The following is a 16,342-nucleotide window of genomic DNA, read 5'->3' as shown; positions in this document are numbered from 1 at the left end:
CAGCAACGATCGCTAGAACACGCGCCACTACTGCGATGTATATAATCGTGCATAAACGATAAACTTGCGTAGTTAAAGAAACCGCGCCATGAAGGCGTTTATGCAACGTATGAATTACCTATAATAAGCTATTATGTCTACTTCTTTTGCATATGCGCGACAACGATATACAACGGAATACTTGCGCAGTATAATAACGATAATACTGCCGGGGGGTACCCTTTGCGCCAGCAGCGTCACCAAGCGCCTATAACATCCGCGAATCAAAATTATTACCCGAGGGTCGAAAAATTGCGCAATAAAATTTTAAACTCGGGAGTAGGAAAATGGAGGATTTTGGATAGTTACGTCGAATTTAACGGGTAGAAAGGAGGTCGAATCGCCGTGGACTTTGAACGTAAAAAAGCGAAAATACACTTACCGCCAGTCGAGTCGTTTGTTGACGTATTTGAAAACGAAACTGATGTCGAGGTATTCGTTAACGTTCGTGGGTTTAAAAGTGTGCGTAAATCCGGCGACAACAAAACCGAGGTATTAAATGCTGCAATCAAAGAGTTTGAAGAATTAAACAGTATTAGACTTGAACTTGATTAGAAAGAAAATACAGCCAGTTATTTCAAAAAAAAAAAAAAATCAAATATAATTTATTGGGCGGTGAGATGGTGACTGAATTTAAAATACAAGTACTTCAAGAATGGAAGAAAGAATTAATGACTTCTAGTGAAGAATACCAAACGGCAATAAATAACGCTAAAAATAATCTCCGAACATTAGAAATAAAGTCGCTAATAGCTGAAAGATCAGTATATAAGCTAAATTCATATCCGGATTATAAAGAAAAACATGTTGACCCTTTATTTGATGATTTACAAAAAGCTGATGCATACTTTAATCAAATACGTTTAGAAAATCAAAGAGAGATAAATAGGGTAAACGCACTAATTTCGCAAATTGATTTGGAGTTAGAATTACTTGGAGTTAAAAACTGATATATCCAATCCATTTCCAGAGAGACGCCGCGCACAACTAACGGAGTCTCTTTTTGTCACTTAGTGCAGCGTTTTATATCTTCGGCTCGGCCTCGTCAAGCCACCGAATTACCTCCGTTAAATCCTTCACGGCATTTTCGCGAGTATAAACTTCGTCCTCGTCAAGCATTCCGGTAATATCCAGCAATCGCAACTTAATGCGCACAATATCCGGTTTTTCACCGCCTTTTTTCGCTGACGTCACGGTTGGACGTGCATTATTTCGCAATGTGGCGCATAAGCTGGCTAAGAAGAAAGCCAGCGTCAATAGGCGCAGTCTGACCGTAGAGAATACGCCAGTCCAACGGCTGACGTCAACGCAATATCTTCCATATTTCCTCGACCTTCACCTCGAGCACATCCGCAATAGCAAGCGCAAGCAACAGCGACGGCACCGTCTTATTATTAACGAGGTCGCTAATCGTTCCCTGCCGAACTCCAACCCGCGCAGCCAGCCACGATTGCTTTACGCCTCTTTGCGTTAGTATTGCCCGCAAATTACTTTCCAATTGCACGCGATCACCTCCGTTATTATATAAATTCTATGCGGCGGCATGTATTTCCTTTGCGTAATTTTTTATACGGTATACCGTCATATTACTGACGTCACCGCGTATATATGAATTAAGCGGCGTGTAACCCCGGTCAAGGTAGGCGCCGACTCTTAAACGGGAGTGATTCGCAATGACAAAAGAATTGGCGTTAGAGTTAATCAATAAGGAAGGCGTTTATTTAACGGAGGAAGGACGTCAGTTTATCGCGACAATTATTAAGGAGGATAACGAGCATGTGGCGGCCAACAGTGCGGTATGATGAAGCGTTTCAGTCTTACGTCGAAGAATTGTTCAAGGCGACGACGCTCGACCGCAATCAGATAATGCGCCTTGCGTTGTATAGTGCGCCGTATAGTAAGTTATTTCTTGCGCAACTCAACGCACATAAACGGGTAGACGTCGCGCTTCCCTTCCCCACTTGGAATGTATTCGACCACCACTATTGGCGCGGTAAACCGGTAGCTGACGACGGTAGGGGAGGTGACGTCAATGCAGCCGAGAAGGTTATCGACATATCGAAATCGGGACAGTCGCGGAAGGTTCACGACGGGCAACCGATACGAATTAAAAACGCCGGTGAAATTAAACTCACGCTCTGACGACTACGAACGCGAACGGCCGATTAAGTTGGTGTACGAGAAAGGCACATACGGAACGTACATCGTAAAAGAGAGATGGTTTACTGAAGCCGAACGCATCATACTTTACATTATTGCGGGCGTTATTCTGTTTCGGCTCGTTATGTAACCAATAAAAAAGGCGCTGACATTAGTCGGCGCTTTCTTCGTCTATGATCTCTAACAAATCCTCTATACTACATTCTAAGGCGTTGCAAATTTTTTCTAGTGTATCAAATTTAATACCGTTTGTTTCCTCGTTATATAACTGCGTAAGACCATTTCTATGTAAGCCGGTCATTTTAGATAAGTCACTTATTTTTAATTTTCTCTCTCCCATTAATCGCGATAAATGTACTTTAATCATTATTCGCCGCACCTTCTTTCTAAAATAAATATAACGTAAAGTAAATAAAAAATCAATTTAAATGTTGACAATGCACAGTATGGTGTATATTATGTAGTTAAAGGCACATTGCAGTGTGCAAAATACACATTTAGGAGGGCTTTAAGTGTTAGAGAATCCGCAAACATTATCGGCAAGAATGCACGAGTTAGATTACATCATGAAGTGGGTTCGAGAAGAATTAGAAGAATTAGACGCAATAAATGACGCAGACAGTATCGCAGTATTAAATCAATTTCACAAACGCCTAGCTGATCGCCGCTTCACGTTTTCAATCGTTATCGACGAAGAAGAATAGGAGGGCGCGAAAATGGCTCACACAACAACGGAAACATACACCGAGTTAGAACGCGAGCTAATGAAGAAAGTCGAGGAATTGACGCTAGACGTCCAGGAACTAGAACGACAGCTAGAGGTGTCCTACAAGTTACATTTAAAATTAGGAGGGCAATAAGATGAAATTTAAAGTATTGACGCAAGAAGATGTCGGTTTTATACCGCACACTACAACCGCAATATATGTTGGCGAAGATTTCGAGGAAGAACGAGAAGGTTTAATGATTGCGGAGGATTTGTTTTTGAGAATTGATGATATGCACATTATGGTCGAACGAGTAAATGTAGGAGAGCAGCCGAAAATTGGCGCGGATAGCGAAGTTGTTTTCGGACTACCGTGGAACGGAAGGAAGAACGCAATAGTGGACTACGAGCTAATTGCGAATATGTCTGCGATTGACCTCCTACTATATTTGAAAGATTTGTCTGCCGAAAGCGAAGTAATAAAAAACGACTGGTGCAACGAATGTAAAATGCAAACGGACTTAGTAGTGACGGGCAAGACGGCGGAATCCATATTTGCAAAGTGTCCGCATTGTTGCGCGAAGTTTGACCTTATTAACGATGAAGAGGCTGGCGAACATGAAAACGGCAATTGATCGCATTAGTTACTACACGCGGAAAGTAAAACAAGAAGTTTGCGACACGCCGTGGCAAAAGCGCAAGTCAACGCGAGCCAAACGATTACTCGCATACAAGGCGGCTATGCACGCAATAATTGAGGCGGAAAAGAAATGCAAATAAAAAAAACGCTCGAGTACGGCAATACTCGGGCGCCCCATTAAAAATACGATTGGAGTCGATTATAACATGACAAACGAAAATAAAAAAGTAGTCTGCGTAATTATGGAAGTAGAAACAAATAAGCCGGAATTTTTTAAAGGCTACCGCATTAGCGAACAAGGTTATTATCTCGTAGAAATTGACGGCGTTGCAGTTATCGCAACATTAATGCCGAGCAATGATAACGAGAATTGTCTTGAAATACTCAACGAATTATTTGCGCTAAAAATGAACGATGATGTGCGCGAACTTATTACAAATCCGAACATGAGCGCAGCAGACTTATTGCTGTTAATGGAACGATTTCAAGTCGAAGTTTAATCGGACAAACTTGGGCGGTGCTGGCACACTGCTCGAGCGTCCATAAGTATTCGATTGGCTCACGCTATAGACTCGCGCAAGAGCATTCGATTAACGGTTGAACGGCGTCCAGCAAACCGAATCTCTAGCGGCAACTAGCTTCGCTTTGTTGGGCTTCGTTGGTCGGCGTTATTCCATGGGACTTTAGAACTAAATTTGCGCCGTTTTGCGTTTTCGGGACTATATATTTATATAGAGTGCGAAGTTTAGCTTTCTGAGGCGTATTATAGAATGTACAACTTTTTTAAGTGGCGACAAAAAGGTATAGGTGAGGCGGAGTTCCCCATGACTTCGTTCTCTTTATTTTTACATGGGGGTTAAGAAAATTAAACAAAGAGGGGAAAATGCTATGAATCCAACTGTATTTCGTTTTATAAGACAGTCGCAAGGGTTAACGCAAAAGGAACTAGGGCAACGTTTGGGAATTAGTGAAGGATTAGTCTGTATGATTGAACGCGGTAAAAAGAACATCAGTCACAACGTAAATAAGAAATTTAGAGAAACGTTCGGCAATGAATACGTCGAGAAGTGTCGGGCGTTCTTAGAACAAAATTAAAAGGGGGCAAAAACATGGGGGAAAGAAAAGTATTTAATAAGAAATCGCCATCAGAAAACAAAGCTACGTTTATTCCGTTACCAAGCAACGCATTACATTACGTACACCACGATCGTATTTCTGCAGAAAAATTATTATTATACGGGCTGATTATCGATTACTACAACGTTGAAGAAGGTTTCGCGTTTCCAAGTATCGAAAAATTGGCGGTTAGGTACGGTAAATCGCCCGACACGACTAGTAGACACCTTGACGACTTAAAGGCGGTCGGCTTAATCGACTTTCCGGAAAAGGGCCACTACGTTCCGCTTACGCCATTAAGTGAGGACGAATTCTACACCGAGTATCCTGGCGCAAATGAGAATTACCGCAAGGCTCTATCGCGTTGTAATAAAAGGCGCGCGGATGCAGCAGAAAGAATGCGCAAGTGGAGGCAAGAAAAGGGTTACGCGGATAATTAGGTGTACGTTCACCTAACTGCTAGGTGTAACTTACGTGTCATTTAGGTGTTAACTAGATTTAAGTAACTAGACTTATATAACGAGATTTAAAAAGATTGCGCCGCTTTTATAAATAAAAGACGTCGCTACGCTTATTATTATATATCTTATTGCGAAAAAGAATTTATTCAAAGAATAACAAGATATTAAGCGTTCACCTAAATAACCGTGTAACAAAATGTGGACGACTAATAAAAACATGGGGGCAATAACATGGGGAGATTAAAATACAAGGAGCCAGGAACGGGCGCAATCGAATACGCTAAACAATTTACGGAAGGACTAACGCTCGAGCAGTCTGCGCCGATCATTGCGCAACTATTAAGAGGCGAATTACACGACGCAACAGATCGTCGTATTAAGCGATGTGATTATTGCGGCTATTACTGGCGCGATGATAGTTTACGTAATACAAAGCGCACTTGTTGCGAAGATTGTAAACGTAGCTTAAAAACTATGCAAAGACGTCAGCAACGCGCGGACAAAGAACTATTAAACCCGAAACCGCGCAAAAGAACGTTAATGGACGATTATATTTGGTGGCTAGAATATCCGTTTTGGATTAACGAGTATTCTATGATAAAAATCGGATGGAAATACGAAGTGCCATGTGCGCCAAACAAGTTATCGAGGATTGAAGGAGCGAAGGAACGTTCTTATAAAATGGGTGGACGAGTAAAGCCGAAAATTCAAATACCGTATAGTGGTGAGAATGAAGAGGGCGTAATTAAGTCCCATGTAATAAATGTGAAGTTACCTATAACTGATACGAAGCCAGGTAAAGTTAGTCACTTTGTAATGAGTGATCCGCGCAAATATTTACTCGAAAAGTATGGGGAGGAAAAGTTGGCACTAGAAGCAAAGCGCGCTAAGTATTTAAGTGGCGACAAAAAGGTATAGGTGAGATAAGGGCGACAGCCCGGTAATTTTAATGTCTAAAACAGAACAAATCGGAACAAATAGAACAAAAAGGAGGTTTTAAAATGGATGGAATGAAGGCGAGGGCCATTCGTCATTATTTAGGAGATTCAATGCGGAAATTTGCCAAAAGAATCGGCGTAAATGCGTCAACAATTTCGGATATAGAACACGGCCATCGTGATATTACCGATTATGTTCGCGCAAAGTTAATTCGTATTGAGGCGGAGTTGCCTGATGACTTTTATATTTTTTACGAGAAGTTTAGAAACACCGCATAGTTATCCAATTTAATTATAAGTCAATGAAAAAGGAGTGTCAACGTGTTTTGAAAAACGACATTTGGAAATTAGAAACCGGCTGGCTCGGCGCTTATACTGAGGACCGCGATTTAATTCGTCGTATCAAACGTTACAAGCATGACGCGGGCTGGGTTATTATGGCTGACTATTTTAAAAATGGTCGGCTTATTGGCGTTCAATTTAAGATACCGATTGAACAAAAACGAGTGGCAGAAAGAATGTTTGGAGTGACGGAAAATCAAGCGGAAAACGCTATTTAAGGCGTTTGAATACGTAGCCCTTAACTTACTATTCGGAACTTCAAAAGGCACGTATAAACAAGCGAAATACAACGGAAATCTGTTCGTTACACACATTTTAAGGAGGCATTGCGTTGGAACTAACGATAAAGAAAAACGGCAATCGTCCGCAAGAAGTAACGGTCGACGGCAAAGTGTATTTGTTTGGACCGCATGTAACTGAACGACAAATAAAGCGCGTTTTACCTAGCGTAATGGGAAGGGTGAAAAAAGGTGATCGAAGTTGATAGGCTCCAAGTGCTGCTAACGCGGTTAGATAATTTCATAATTGCGAAGGTGAACAACGGCATTAAAACGCACACATTCAAATTCGGGCGCAACTGTTCGCGTAAATTGATTATGGAACAAATTCCGCGCCTAGTCGCAGACGAAAATTTCAACGAAAGAAGGCGATTATGTGCCTCGTAAGGACGGAAACAAAAAGCACCGCAGAATTAACAAGCACGGCTATCAAGTCAAGGAGCTTAGCGTTTTAGACGACTATTACACGCATTGGCTAAGGAAGTTTATTGCGGAAAATGAGGACTTTTCCCACTTAGTACAACGCAAGCCAATCGCGGGATGGAAGGTGAAGCGGAATGCGCGCAACAATAAAACTCGAAATGCTAGTCGACGTCACGGCGGAGAACAAGTATGCAATGGGCGCCGAGATTTTCGTAGCGGGGGAACTAGTCAAAGTCGCAAGCCTCTACGTGACGGCAGAAAGCGGTAATCAAGCAATCTATTTAGCTATTGCGCGTGTGTTAGAAGAATTGCCGAACGAAGTTGATTCGGTATTATTTCGGTCTAGCCATCGCCAATTTATTAAGCGGACAAAACTTCGAGAACGATTCGAGGTTATTGCTGACGGTAAGACGTTATATTTTCAGAAGGTTCGCAAGCAACATATTGCGCTATTGTTGGCTGACGACGCAATTAAGCGCCAAGCCGATTGTATCGCTAATATATAAAAACCAAAAGGAGAGATTTTATATGAGTTATGACGGGATGAAACAAGGGTTATTTCAGATTAGAAGAATTAGAGAAAGTATTCCAGAAACATTGGCATCGTCAGGTAGGGTATTGCGTGAATTAATATCCGCGGTAGAAAAAGACGAAGATTTATCCGTAACTGGTCGAGCAAAAAAGGTAGAGGAGTTAAAGAAAGAGGCAGGCAAGGAGTTTTTAAAGATTGCGAAAGAATTAAAAGAGGACTATCAAAAAGGTGTAATCAAGGCAAAGACTGCTGCAGAGGGTTTACTAAACCAAAAGCCAGGTTACAACGATTCCAGCACTAAATTAAATACGTTTGAACGCAAATTTAATGACTTAAAAATGAAACTGTTGCTTGAAACGCGAGCTAATTATGCAATGGATAGCTTGAATAAATTCATAAGTGAACAAACAGAGCCGTATTTTGCGCAACAAATAATAGACTCATATCCGGAATTAGTTTCAACAGTGTTAAGCGTTGCTGGGTCCGACGTTGCAAAGTACAAAGTCGAGTTAACTAAAGCGCTAGAAAACACAAAGAAAGTCGCAATTACACCGGAACAACGTGAGGCTGAACAAGTATTCGAAAGTATGGACGCAGAGTTTAATCGCGATTTATTCCGCAGAGGTATCGAAATAGAAACGGTACAAGACTTGTATGGTGCGGAGATTGCTAAGTATGTAAACAAGCCCGAAAGATTCGTAGAAAAGAAGGAGGAAAACTAATATGTTAACAAACGTATATGATTTCGTAAAACAAACACTTACTAAAATGGACGCTGTAGAGGCGCACAAATACCAGGACGCGGGCAAAGGTCGAGTAGTTGAGCTAACGCAAATGGACGCGCTAGAAAACCGAGTGGATTCAGCGGTCGCAAAGTATCGCAAACGTTGCGAAGAAATTAAAACAAGCGACCATCCGCAATATAAAGTCGAAGGTGCGCAAGAGTTTTTCACCAAAGAAGCGCAAGCGGAACTCGAGAAAGAAGTTGCGGACATTCAAGCGCAATACGAAACGTTTGCTAACGGAATGCGCGACGCTGCAATGAACGATATAGCTAATCGTGTTCGCTTGATTAACGACATTGATCGTAAAATGGCGAGCGACATTATTTCTAACGCGGTAACCTCTATCAAGTTCGGCGGAGGTACGTCGGAAATTGATTCGCTTATCGAGTTAGTGCCGCATATGAACGAAGGACGCAAGCTCGCGTTGTTGCAAGAAGTCGGAAAGCTAACGGAAGCCGTGAAAGGTCGACATGACGAAAAGGCGTTAACTAATCAGATTCGCGGCTTATATCGCGCATTAAACGACGTAAGGTCGGGCGAATATTTTGCGATGAATGTTGCGAAGGCTTTGCCGACAGGCGTTGACGGTGCGTATCGTCGCTTACGTATTACGCATCCATCGTATAAGTTTTATCCGAATAACATGTACAATAAGGGGTCGATTTAATGAGCGTAGTTGTTAGAAGCGTAAATAAAAGTAGCTATCGCGGTTACGACAATCGCCCGAGAGTAAAAATCGCCGTGTTCGATAAGCATGGCGATTATATTGCGTGGTTGAAGCGTGGAGATTATGAGCTAGTGCACGAAGTAGACGAATTAGAAGAAGGAAGATTATTAGTTAAATATAGCGCTTAATGGAGGGATAACGAATGTTATTAGAAAGATTAACCGAAAAACTAACTAACGATGAAGCGATTGAATTAATCGACGGTTATTTAATGCAGAAGCAACAAGAGAAAAAAGAACTATTATCAACCAAGCCTAACAAGCCGGTAGCGATATGGCTTAAAAATATGAGGTTAGAATCAAATAACTATGTCACGAGATATTTGGCAGAAAAGAAAACAGCGCTATTAAACAATGAAATCGATACTCCGTTTTTAGTACGTAATATACGTGCTCATTTCGGTAATATCTGACGGCAGTCCTTCGGGGCTGCTTATTTTTATAAAGGAGTGAATCAAATGACAACAATATTTTTCTTATACAGTCGCGCAACAAAAGGCGGTGGCGCAGTTTTAAAATCAACGAGTTCGGGCGGAGGAACAACGGCAACTAGTTCGAGTGGTGGCGGTACTACTGCGACGAGTTCAAGCGGTGGCGGAGTTAGTACGTCCACGCAATCCGGCGGAGGAACAACTCAAACGTCTAGCGGTGGCGGCGACCATAGACATACGTTGTTTACTGATACAGGGATGACCGTGCCGGCGCCTACTTCATGGAGGTTGTTCGACGTATATACTGGAATCGGCACATATTCAACAATGTCATTACCGTCAGATACTCCGGGTTCGGTCGCAACTTATTCTAGTAGCGGTAATCATACGCATAGTATCACACTACCGGCACACTCTCATAGTTTCAGTACGCCATCACATACCCATAATGTAACCATTGAAAATCACCAACACACAGTCGCAATTCCGAATCACACTCATGACATAGATATACCGGACCACACACACGAAATTGAGCACGGTATATTTAAATTATCTGAAAAGCCAACCGCAGTTACGATTAAGGTCGACGGTCAAGTTATTCCTTATACGCAGACTAGCGCAACTAGCCTCGACCTAGTGCCGTATTTGTCAAGAGACAGCAATGGGAAGATACGTCGTGGCGAGTGGCATACGGTTGAGATAACGCCTAATAACCTCGGCAGAATTACGGCGCAAATAACGAATCAATTCTTTATTCAATCACGCGGCGGCGGTGACTACTAATGTCGCTTACTATTGCGATTGCAACGGCGGAGTTTGCGGTCATGTCGGGCGATTATAGGCGCGTTAATGTTGGCAATGAAAGCGAGTTTTACGATGACACGCCGAAAGCCTTTCACATAACCGATCATGTTCTAATCGGCATTACGGGTGACCTGCGCATGTCTATCGAATTGCGTACGTCATTAAACGTAAACAAAAACGCAAAGATTAACGCAGTCGTTCGAGTTTTGGAAAAGGCGTTGGCAACAGCGCCGACCGACGCATATTGCTCGATAATACTTGCGGGCAAAGACAACAAAGGACGCATGAAGTTTGCGCAACTATCGCATGAAACGAACTTCAAAGCGCGTTTTCAAACGATTAAGCCTGGCGAAATTAAATGGCTTTACGCTTATTCGTTCGTCGAGCCTGGCGAGTTGATAGAACGCGAGTATGAGGAACTTAATGAGGTTACTTGCGCTAGTGTGTCGGCGTTGGCGCGTAAGGTTAACGAGGAAGTTGCGGAGACTGACGCAAGAGTGTCGCGTAAGTGTGACGTGATTTATATAACGTAAAGGAGGTGAACGAAATGTCATATCTAAAGAGTGAGGATTGGCGCAGATTGGATAAGGAGCTTCAAGAACTAAAAAAGCGCGCAGAGGAAGCGAAAGCCGAACGGATTGCGGCTGGTTTACCACCTGTCTCACCTTCAGGCTTTGTTCCGGCCGCAGTTATTAAGTATATATACGACAATACGGACATTAAACGGTTATACGCTTATGTCGTAAGCCTCGCGAAACTGACGTTGGAAAGTAACGAAGTGCCGCCAATAAATCCGAAAGAAGTCCTCGATATGGTGCCGTATTACGAGTTATTGCGTTGGAAAGACGGTGGTAAGTTTAGTAGTTTCCGTTTAAGTGCTGCGGTTAGCGTTTTCGAGAAATACGATAATTACCGAACTGCCGAGGAACTAGCGCGCGCGTTATACATGGCAACGAAAATGTTGCGCGATGAATACGGGGCTTATACTCAGTTTTGGGCGCCTTGCCTTTGCGACTTGGAAGGGCGCGACGATGAGCCTTGTAATTGCGGTAGTAAAGAACACTACGAGGTTAGCCGTATTTTAAACGAACAAGTAGCGCAAATAACCGACGAGTATCTCGACGAACTACTTGCGGAGGCTCGCGAAAAGGCGGAAATTGTACGCAAGGAACGCCAAATATTAGAAGAATATAGAAACGGAGGAACTAACGATGAAAAACGAAACTAATAACGTAGTAATTGAAGAGTTGCAAGAACGCCTGGAACCGCGTCAAGCACACGCAGCGCAGTTAATGGTTGCGAACGAGTTTGCGGGCAAAGGCGACAAGAAAACGCTAGAAGAAATTGCGGAAGAAGTTGGCGTGACTAGGCAAACGTTGCATAACTGGAAAACGAGCAATATCGCATTTATCGAGTATTTAAAGGCGCTATCAACCGTCACATTAGACTCGCAACGATCGTTTGTTGATGCGCAACTAATGAAGTTGATTGCGGGAGGTAATAACGGTATTCCTTCCGTTAAGGGTGTCGAGTTATATTACAAGCTAACTGGCGCGCTAATTGAACGCCAAGAAGTAATTTCGGGCAATGCGCCGTCTAGTAGTCCGAAAATGACTCGCAATGAGTTAGCGAGCGAAATCCAAAAGTTAAGCGACATGTTAAGATAGAAGTAATGCAACAAAGCCGCCTTCAATTGCGAGGGCGGCGTACATATTGACTTTGTCGAAATTACTCGGTTATAATAACGGATAGTAACGTTTAGGAGTTCGGTTCCGCGTAAATAACGGACCGTGGCTAGCGTTAGGTTTACGATAGGTTTTCGTATAGGTGAACGAGTGATAATCGCGCAAGGGCATTCCGGTACCACGTCTGTCGGGGGTTCGAATCCCTTCGAGCGCGCTAACGTAAATCTCTATTTCTTTTAGGAAATAGGGATTTTTTTTGTTATACAGGCATAGTAACTCTACATAAACGTATATTTGATAATAATCGAAGCGATAAAAGCGGTAGGTACGGATCGAACAAAATGAAGTCGCCATTAATTTACATTCAAAAACGGACGAATCTCATGTAAAATAGAATAGTAGGGAGGAGGGCTGTTAGATGAGACATGATTTACAACTAGTGCAAACGCAAACATTAAAATTAACGATGACACAAGAGTTAAGACAAGCGATATCATTACTGCAATACTCTACCTTGGATTTAATTCCTTTTCTGCAAGAGCAAGCGTTAGAAAACCCCCTGCTAGAATTAAAAACTCAAGAAACATATGCTTCATCTTATCAGCAAAGAAAAGGAAATTCAGATTCCGAGTTTACGATTGAAAATGTAGGATATGATAAAGAGTCAATACGAGATTATATCGAGGCACAAATACTATTAGATAAAACGATTACGAAAACAGAGCGGAATTATGTTGAAAAAATATTACCGTATCTCGATGATAACGGTTATTTTACAGAATCAACTTCCTTTATAGCGCAACAAATAAAGGTAAATGAACATACAGTGGATACGTTAATACAACTAGTCCAAGGATTAGAACCTGCTGGAGTAGGAGCTCGAAACTTACAAGAATGCATTTTACTTCAACTAAAAAGACTTCCGAAACGTAGTCGTGTAGCAGAAGAAATTATCGAGGAACACTTTCACCTATTTGCTGAAAAGGCGTGGAAAACATTGTCTAAGCAAACAGGGTATTCTTTAAAAGAGATACAAGAGGTTTCCGACTTAATTGTGACGCTTGAACCTAAACCAGGTATACGTTATGGATCCAATGATCATGCGAAATACATTATCCCTGATTTATATGTGACAGAAATTAATCATGAGTGGATTGTTTCGCTGAACGACGAATTAATTCCTCAAATTGAAATTAATGAAATTTACGCTAATCATTTAAACGGAGATGATGGACGTTACATTCAAGAGAAAATCCAACACTGTCACTGGTTAATTAGAAGCTTAGACTATCGAAAACAAACATTAATCCGGGTGATGGAAGAAATCGTCCGCCTGCAACATTCCTTTTTCGTAAATGGTCCGTCTTTTTTGAAACCGCTAACATTACGAGTGATTGCCGAGCGACTTGATGTTCATGAGTCTACAGTAAGTCGTGCAACGAAAGAAAAATATGTTCAAACGCCGTATGGATTGTTCGAATTAAAGTATTTTTTCTCACAAGGGTATGTTACGACACTTGATGAAGAAAAGTCATCGCGGCAAGTAAAGGAAGTACTGCAGTCAATTATAGAAAAAGAGAATAAGCAAAAACCATATTCCGACCAAAAGCTGACAACCTTACTAAAAAAAGAGTATAGTATAGATATCTCAAGAAGAACGGTGGCAAAATATCGAGAGCAGCTCCATATTCCATCTTCTTCACAACGAAAAAGATACGATTAGAAAGGTGACAGCGTAATGAAAGTAACACTTTATTCGAAAGAAAATTGTTCTCTATGCGATAAAGGTAAAAAAATATTAGAAGAGTTACAAGAAGAAATAAAATTCTCGATTGAGGAAGTAGATATTTACAAAGACGACATGCTACTAGAAAAATATCAAATTATGATTCCGGTTGCGGAAGTAGATGGCGATATGCTGGGATATGGTATTTTTAACAAAGTTGACATAAGAAACCGCTTACTTGAAAAAATCAGCTAATGCCTAGTTGAATAAGCTTTTAACCTCTGTTAGAATAGAAATTGTAGCCGAGGTGTTTTTTTTTACAACTGGTGGGACATAATATGTCACACAGGGACGAAATGAGTCCCTATTGGAAAACGACACCTAAAAGGGGAAGCTATTGATGAGAAATATTGTAGAGATTCAACAAAAATTATTACCGGATCTTCTATCTGTTATGCAGAAAAGATACGAAATTCTTCGGTACATACGATTAATGCAGCCCATTGGTAGAAGATCACTTTCTACAAACCTTGGACTAAGTGAGCGTGTTTTGCGTAGTGAAGTAGATTTTTTGAAAAAACAAGATTTACTCAACATAAGCACTTCAGGTATGACACTTACGCAAGAAGGTACCATATTAATGAGGCAGTTAGAAGAATTTATGAAAGAAGTATCTGGTTTAAAGGTGTTAGAAGAGGGAATTAAAAACCAACTACAACTTCGACAAGTTGTCATCGTACCCGGAAATAGTGATACTTCCCCGTGGGTAAAAAACGAGATGGGTCGAGCGTGTGTAGCCAGTATGAACCGTTATTTAAAAGAAGAAAATATTATCGCGGTAACTGGAGGTACGACGATTTCTGCAGTTGCAGAAATGATGGCGCCTGAATCTAAAAACCGAAACCTTTTATTCGTTCCAGCTCGTGGTGGGCTAGGCGAAAATGTACAAAATCAAGCTAATACGATTTGTGCAGCAATGGCCGAAAAAACGAAAGGCCAGTACCGATTACTTCACACACCAGATGAATTAAGTAACGATGCTTATCAGTCAATGATTGCGGAACCATCTATTAAAGAAGTGCTTGCACTCATTAAAAATAGTAGTATGGTTGTTCATAGTATTGGGGACGCTAAAATGATGGCGATGCGCCGAAAAACAGCTCCTGAAAATATGAAAAAGATCGAACAATGCAAGGCTGTTGCAGAAGCATTCGGTTATTATTTCAATAGTGATGGAGAAGTAGTCCATCGAGTACAAACAGTAGGAATGCAATTAGCAGATTTGGAAAAAATAGAAACTGTTATTGCGGTCGCTGGAGGAGCTTCGAAAGCGAATGCCATTCGAGCTTATTTAAAACAAGCACCACATACCATCCTTATTACAGATGAAGGTGCAGCAAAAGAGCTAATTAGGGAGACTCTCCCTTAATTAGGGAACGTTTTAGTATTTGTCCAACTAACAAATATTGAAACAGACCTACTATATAAAAAAATTCTTAGTATTCTAAGGAGGAAAAATCATGGCAGTAAAAATTGGTATTAACGGATTTGGTCGTATCGGACGTAACGTATTCCGCGCAGCTTTAAAAAATTCTGAGGTAGAAGTAGTAGCAGTTAACGATTTAACAGACGCTAACATGCTTGCTCATCTTTTAAAATATGATTCCGTACACGGTAGACTTGATGCGGACGTTAAAGTAGATGGCGATAGCCTAGTAGTTGATGGAGTAGCTGTAAAAGTTACTGCTGAGCGTGACCCTGCAAAATTAACTTGGGGAGAAATGGGAGTAGACATCGTTGTTGAATCTACTGGTTTCTTCACTAAGCGTGCAGACGCTGCAAAACATTTAGAAGCTGGAGCGAAAAAAGTAATTATTTCTGCACCTGCTACTGACGAAGATATTACAATTGTTATGGGTGTTAACCATGACAAATATGATGCAGCTAGCCATGACGTAATTTCTAATGCGTCTTGTACTACAAACTGTTTAGCTCCATTTGCAAAAGTATTAAACGACAACTTTGGTATTAAACGTGGAATGATGACAACTGTTCACTCTTACACAAATGACCAACAAATTTTAGATTTACCACATAAAGACTACCGTCGTGCTCGTGCAGCAGCAGAGAACATTATCCCAACTTCTACTGGTGCAGCTAAAGCGGTATCTCTAGTATTACCTGAATTAAAAGGTAAACTAAACGGTGGTGCAATGCGTGTTCCAACTCCAAACGTATCACTAGTTGACTTAGTAGCGGAGTTAGATAAAGACGTAACTGCTGAAGAAGTAAATGCAGCATTAAAAGCAGCTTCTGAAGGTGACTTAAAAGGAATCCTTGATTACTCTGATGAGCCACTAGTATCTGGTGACTACAATGGTAACCCAGCTTCTTCTACAATCGATGCATTATCTACAATGGTTATGGAAGGTAGCATGGTTAAAGTTATCTCTTGGTATGACAACGAGAGCGGATACTCTCACCGAGTAATCGATTTAGCTACTTACATCGCTTCTAAAGGTCTATAATATTTCACAATTCAATTGT

Annotated in this window: 29 protein-coding genes; 27 read left to right on the top strand and 2 right to left on the bottom strand. The window is 41.3% G+C overall.

What is annotated here, in order from left to right; genetic code table 11:
• Positions 1-384: 384 nt before the first annotated feature.
• On the top strand, positions 385-594 hold the full coding sequence (locus BC6307_RS19440) for a hypothetical protein (protein ID WP_066419489.1): 210 nt from the start codon (positions 385-387) through the stop codon (positions 592-594).
• A gap of 65 nt (positions 595-659) precedes the next feature.
• A complete protein-coding gene (locus tag BC6307_RS19435; RefSeq protein WP_157076685.1) occupies positions 660-989 on the top strand; it encodes a hypothetical protein in 330 nt (109 codons plus the stop codon).
• A gap of 353 nt (positions 990-1,342) precedes the next feature.
• Here the strand turns inward: BC6307_RS19435 and BC6307_RS25760 are convergent, their stop codons facing one another.
• Positions 1,343-1,543: a helix-turn-helix transcriptional regulator gene (locus BC6307_RS25760; protein WP_066419492.1), complete on the bottom strand. Its 201-nt coding sequence runs from the start codon at positions 1,541-1,543 to the stop codon at positions 1,343-1,345.
• 169 nt (positions 1,544-1,712) lie between these two features.
• Between BC6307_RS25760 and BC6307_RS25590 the strand changes: the two genes are divergently transcribed.
• On the top strand, positions 1,713-1,841 hold the full coding sequence (locus tag BC6307_RS25590; RefSeq protein ID WP_268874285.1) for a hypothetical protein: 129 nt from the start codon (positions 1,713-1,715) through the stop codon (positions 1,839-1,841).
• A complete protein-coding gene (locus tag BC6307_RS19425; RefSeq protein WP_157076686.1) occupies positions 1,816-2,181 on the top strand; it encodes a hypothetical protein in 366 nt (121 codons plus the stop codon). The genes BC6307_RS25590 and BC6307_RS19425 overlap by 26 nt, the downstream gene beginning before the upstream one ends.
• Before the next feature lie 169 nt (positions 2,182-2,350).
• Here BC6307_RS19425 and BC6307_RS19420 read toward each other — a convergent pair whose 3' ends face one another.
• Complete coding sequence (locus BC6307_RS19420) at positions 2,351-2,566, bottom strand: helix-turn-helix domain-containing protein (RefSeq protein ID WP_066419494.1); 216 nt, start codon at positions 2,564-2,566, stop codon at positions 2,351-2,353.
• 145 nt (positions 2,567-2,711) lie between these two features.
• Here BC6307_RS19420 and BC6307_RS19415 point away from each other — a divergent pair, with 145 nt between their 5' ends.
• The 23 genes from BC6307_RS19415 to gap all read left to right on the top strand — a co-directional run bounded on the left by BC6307_RS19415 (position 2,712) and on the right by gap (position 16,323).
• The gene (locus BC6307_RS19415; RefSeq protein ID WP_066419496.1) at positions 2,712-2,903 is read left to right on the top strand and encodes a hypothetical protein; all 192 of its coding nucleotides are present in this window, start codon (positions 2,712-2,714) and stop codon (positions 2,901-2,903) included.
• Between the two features lie 12 nt (positions 2,904-2,915).
• Positions 2,916-3,059, top strand: coding sequence for a hypothetical protein (locus BC6307_RS24900; RefSeq protein ID WP_157076687.1), 144 nt, complete (start codon positions 2,916-2,918; stop codon positions 3,057-3,059).
• 1 nt (position 3,060) lies between these two features.
• Positions 3,061-3,540 carry a hypothetical protein gene (locus tag BC6307_RS19410; protein ID WP_066419498.1) on the top strand — a complete coding sequence of 160 codons (480 nt, stop codon included), beginning with the start codon at positions 3,061-3,063 and terminating at the stop codon, positions 3,538-3,540.
• 211 nt (positions 3,541-3,751) lie between these two features.
• On the top strand, positions 3,752-4,045 hold the full coding sequence (locus tag BC6307_RS19405) for a hypothetical protein (RefSeq protein ID WP_066419500.1): 294 nt from the start codon (positions 3,752-3,754) through the stop codon (positions 4,043-4,045).
• Positions 4,046-4,433: 388 nt separating this feature from the next.
• Complete coding sequence (locus tag BC6307_RS19400; RefSeq protein WP_157729291.1) at positions 4,434-4,640, top strand: helix-turn-helix domain-containing protein; 207 nt, start codon at positions 4,434-4,436, stop codon at positions 4,638-4,640.
• 14 nt (positions 4,641-4,654) lie between these two features.
• A complete protein-coding gene (locus tag BC6307_RS19395) occupies positions 4,655-5,101 on the top strand; it encodes a helix-turn-helix domain-containing protein (RefSeq protein ID WP_066419504.1) in 447 nt (148 codons plus the stop codon).
• 252 nt (positions 5,102-5,353) lie between these two features.
• Positions 5,354-6,040 (top strand): hypothetical protein, encoded by a 687-nt coding sequence (locus BC6307_RS19390; protein ID WP_066419507.1) that lies wholly within the window; start codon positions 5,354-5,356, stop codon positions 6,038-6,040.
• An 83-nt stretch (positions 6,041-6,123) separates the two neighbouring features.
• On the top strand, positions 6,124-6,339 hold the full coding sequence (locus BC6307_RS19385) for a helix-turn-helix domain-containing protein (protein ID WP_066419509.1): 216 nt from the start codon (positions 6,124-6,126) through the stop codon (positions 6,337-6,339).
• Between the two features lie 47 nt (positions 6,340-6,386).
• Positions 6,387-6,620 carry a hypothetical protein gene (locus tag BC6307_RS19380; RefSeq protein ID WP_235858235.1) on the top strand — a complete coding sequence of 78 codons (234 nt, stop codon included), beginning with the start codon at positions 6,387-6,389 and terminating at the stop codon, positions 6,618-6,620.
• A gap of 113 nt (positions 6,621-6,733) precedes the next feature.
• A complete protein-coding gene (locus tag BC6307_RS24895) occupies positions 6,734-6,886 on the top strand; it encodes a hypothetical protein (RefSeq protein ID WP_157076690.1) in 153 nt (50 codons plus the stop codon).
• Between the two features lie 411 nt (positions 6,887-7,297).
• Positions 7,298-7,609, top strand: coding sequence for a hypothetical protein (locus tag BC6307_RS19375; protein WP_157076691.1), 312 nt, complete (start codon positions 7,298-7,300; stop codon positions 7,607-7,609).
• Positions 7,610-7,631: 22 nt separating this feature from the next.
• Positions 7,632-8,357 (top strand): hypothetical protein, encoded by a 726-nt coding sequence (locus BC6307_RS19370; RefSeq protein WP_066419512.1) that lies wholly within the window; start codon positions 7,632-7,634, stop codon positions 8,355-8,357.
• Between the two features lies 1 nt (position 8,358).
• On the top strand, positions 8,359-9,087 hold the full coding sequence (locus BC6307_RS19365) for a hypothetical protein (RefSeq protein ID WP_066419513.1): 729 nt from the start codon (positions 8,359-8,361) through the stop codon (positions 9,085-9,087).
• Positions 9,087-9,275 carry a hypothetical protein gene (locus BC6307_RS19360; RefSeq protein WP_066419518.1) on the top strand — a complete coding sequence of 63 codons (189 nt, stop codon included), beginning with the start codon at positions 9,087-9,089 and terminating at the stop codon, positions 9,273-9,275. The genes BC6307_RS19365 and BC6307_RS19360 overlap by 1 nt, the downstream gene beginning before the upstream one ends.
• A 14-nt stretch (positions 9,276-9,289) precedes the next feature.
• A complete protein-coding gene (locus BC6307_RS19355; RefSeq protein ID WP_066419521.1) occupies positions 9,290-9,559 on the top strand; it encodes a hypothetical protein in 270 nt (89 codons plus the stop codon).
• Positions 9,560-9,604: 45 nt separating this feature from the next.
• Positions 9,605-10,363, top strand: coding sequence for a hypothetical protein (locus BC6307_RS19350; protein ID WP_066419523.1), 759 nt, complete (start codon positions 9,605-9,607; stop codon positions 10,361-10,363).
• Positions 10,363-10,917, top strand: a complete 555-nt coding sequence (locus BC6307_RS19345) for an Ntn hydrolase family protein (RefSeq protein ID WP_066419525.1) — start codon at positions 10,363-10,365, stop codon at positions 10,915-10,917. Before BC6307_RS19350 ends, BC6307_RS19345 begins: the two co-directional genes overlap by 1 nt.
• A gap of 14 nt (positions 10,918-10,931) precedes the next feature.
• Entirely contained in the window at positions 10,932-11,612 is a 681-nt protein-coding gene (locus BC6307_RS19340; RefSeq protein ID WP_066419527.1) for a hypothetical protein, read from the top strand.
• Positions 11,596-12,051, top strand: a complete 456-nt coding sequence (locus tag BC6307_RS19335) for a phBC6A51 family helix-turn-helix protein (RefSeq protein WP_066419528.1) — start codon at positions 11,596-11,598, stop codon at positions 12,049-12,051. The genes BC6307_RS19340 and BC6307_RS19335 overlap by 17 nt, the downstream gene beginning before the upstream one ends.
• A gap of 436 nt (positions 12,052-12,487) precedes the next feature.
• On the top strand, positions 12,488-13,792 hold the full coding sequence (gene rpoN / locus BC6307_RS19330) for an RNA polymerase factor sigma-54 (RefSeq protein ID WP_066419530.1): 1,305 nt from the start codon (positions 12,488-12,490) through the stop codon (positions 13,790-13,792).
• 15 nt (positions 13,793-13,807) lie between these two features.
• Positions 13,808-14,050, top strand: a complete 243-nt coding sequence (locus tag BC6307_RS19325; RefSeq protein WP_066419532.1) for a glutaredoxin family protein — start codon at positions 13,808-13,810, stop codon at positions 14,048-14,050.
• A gap of 145 nt (positions 14,051-14,195) precedes the next feature.
• On the top strand, positions 14,196-15,224 hold the full coding sequence (locus BC6307_RS19320; RefSeq protein ID WP_066419537.1) for a sugar-binding transcriptional regulator: 1,029 nt from the start codon (positions 14,196-14,198) through the stop codon (positions 15,222-15,224).
• Between the two features lie 91 nt (positions 15,225-15,315).
• Positions 15,316-16,323 carry a type I glyceraldehyde-3-phosphate dehydrogenase gene (gene gap, locus BC6307_RS19315; RefSeq protein WP_066419539.1) on the top strand — a complete coding sequence of 336 codons (1,008 nt, stop codon included), beginning with the start codon at positions 15,316-15,318 and terminating at the stop codon, positions 16,321-16,323.
• Positions 16,324-16,342: the final 19 nt, after the last annotated feature.

Origin of the sequence: Sutcliffiella cohnii (genome assembly GCF_002250055.1) — a bacterium.
In the GTDB taxonomy this organism is placed as follows: Bacteria; Bacillota; Bacilli; order Bacillales; family Bacillaceae_I; genus Sutcliffiella; species Sutcliffiella cohnii.
This window is presented reverse-complemented; position numbering and strand designations above follow the sequence as displayed.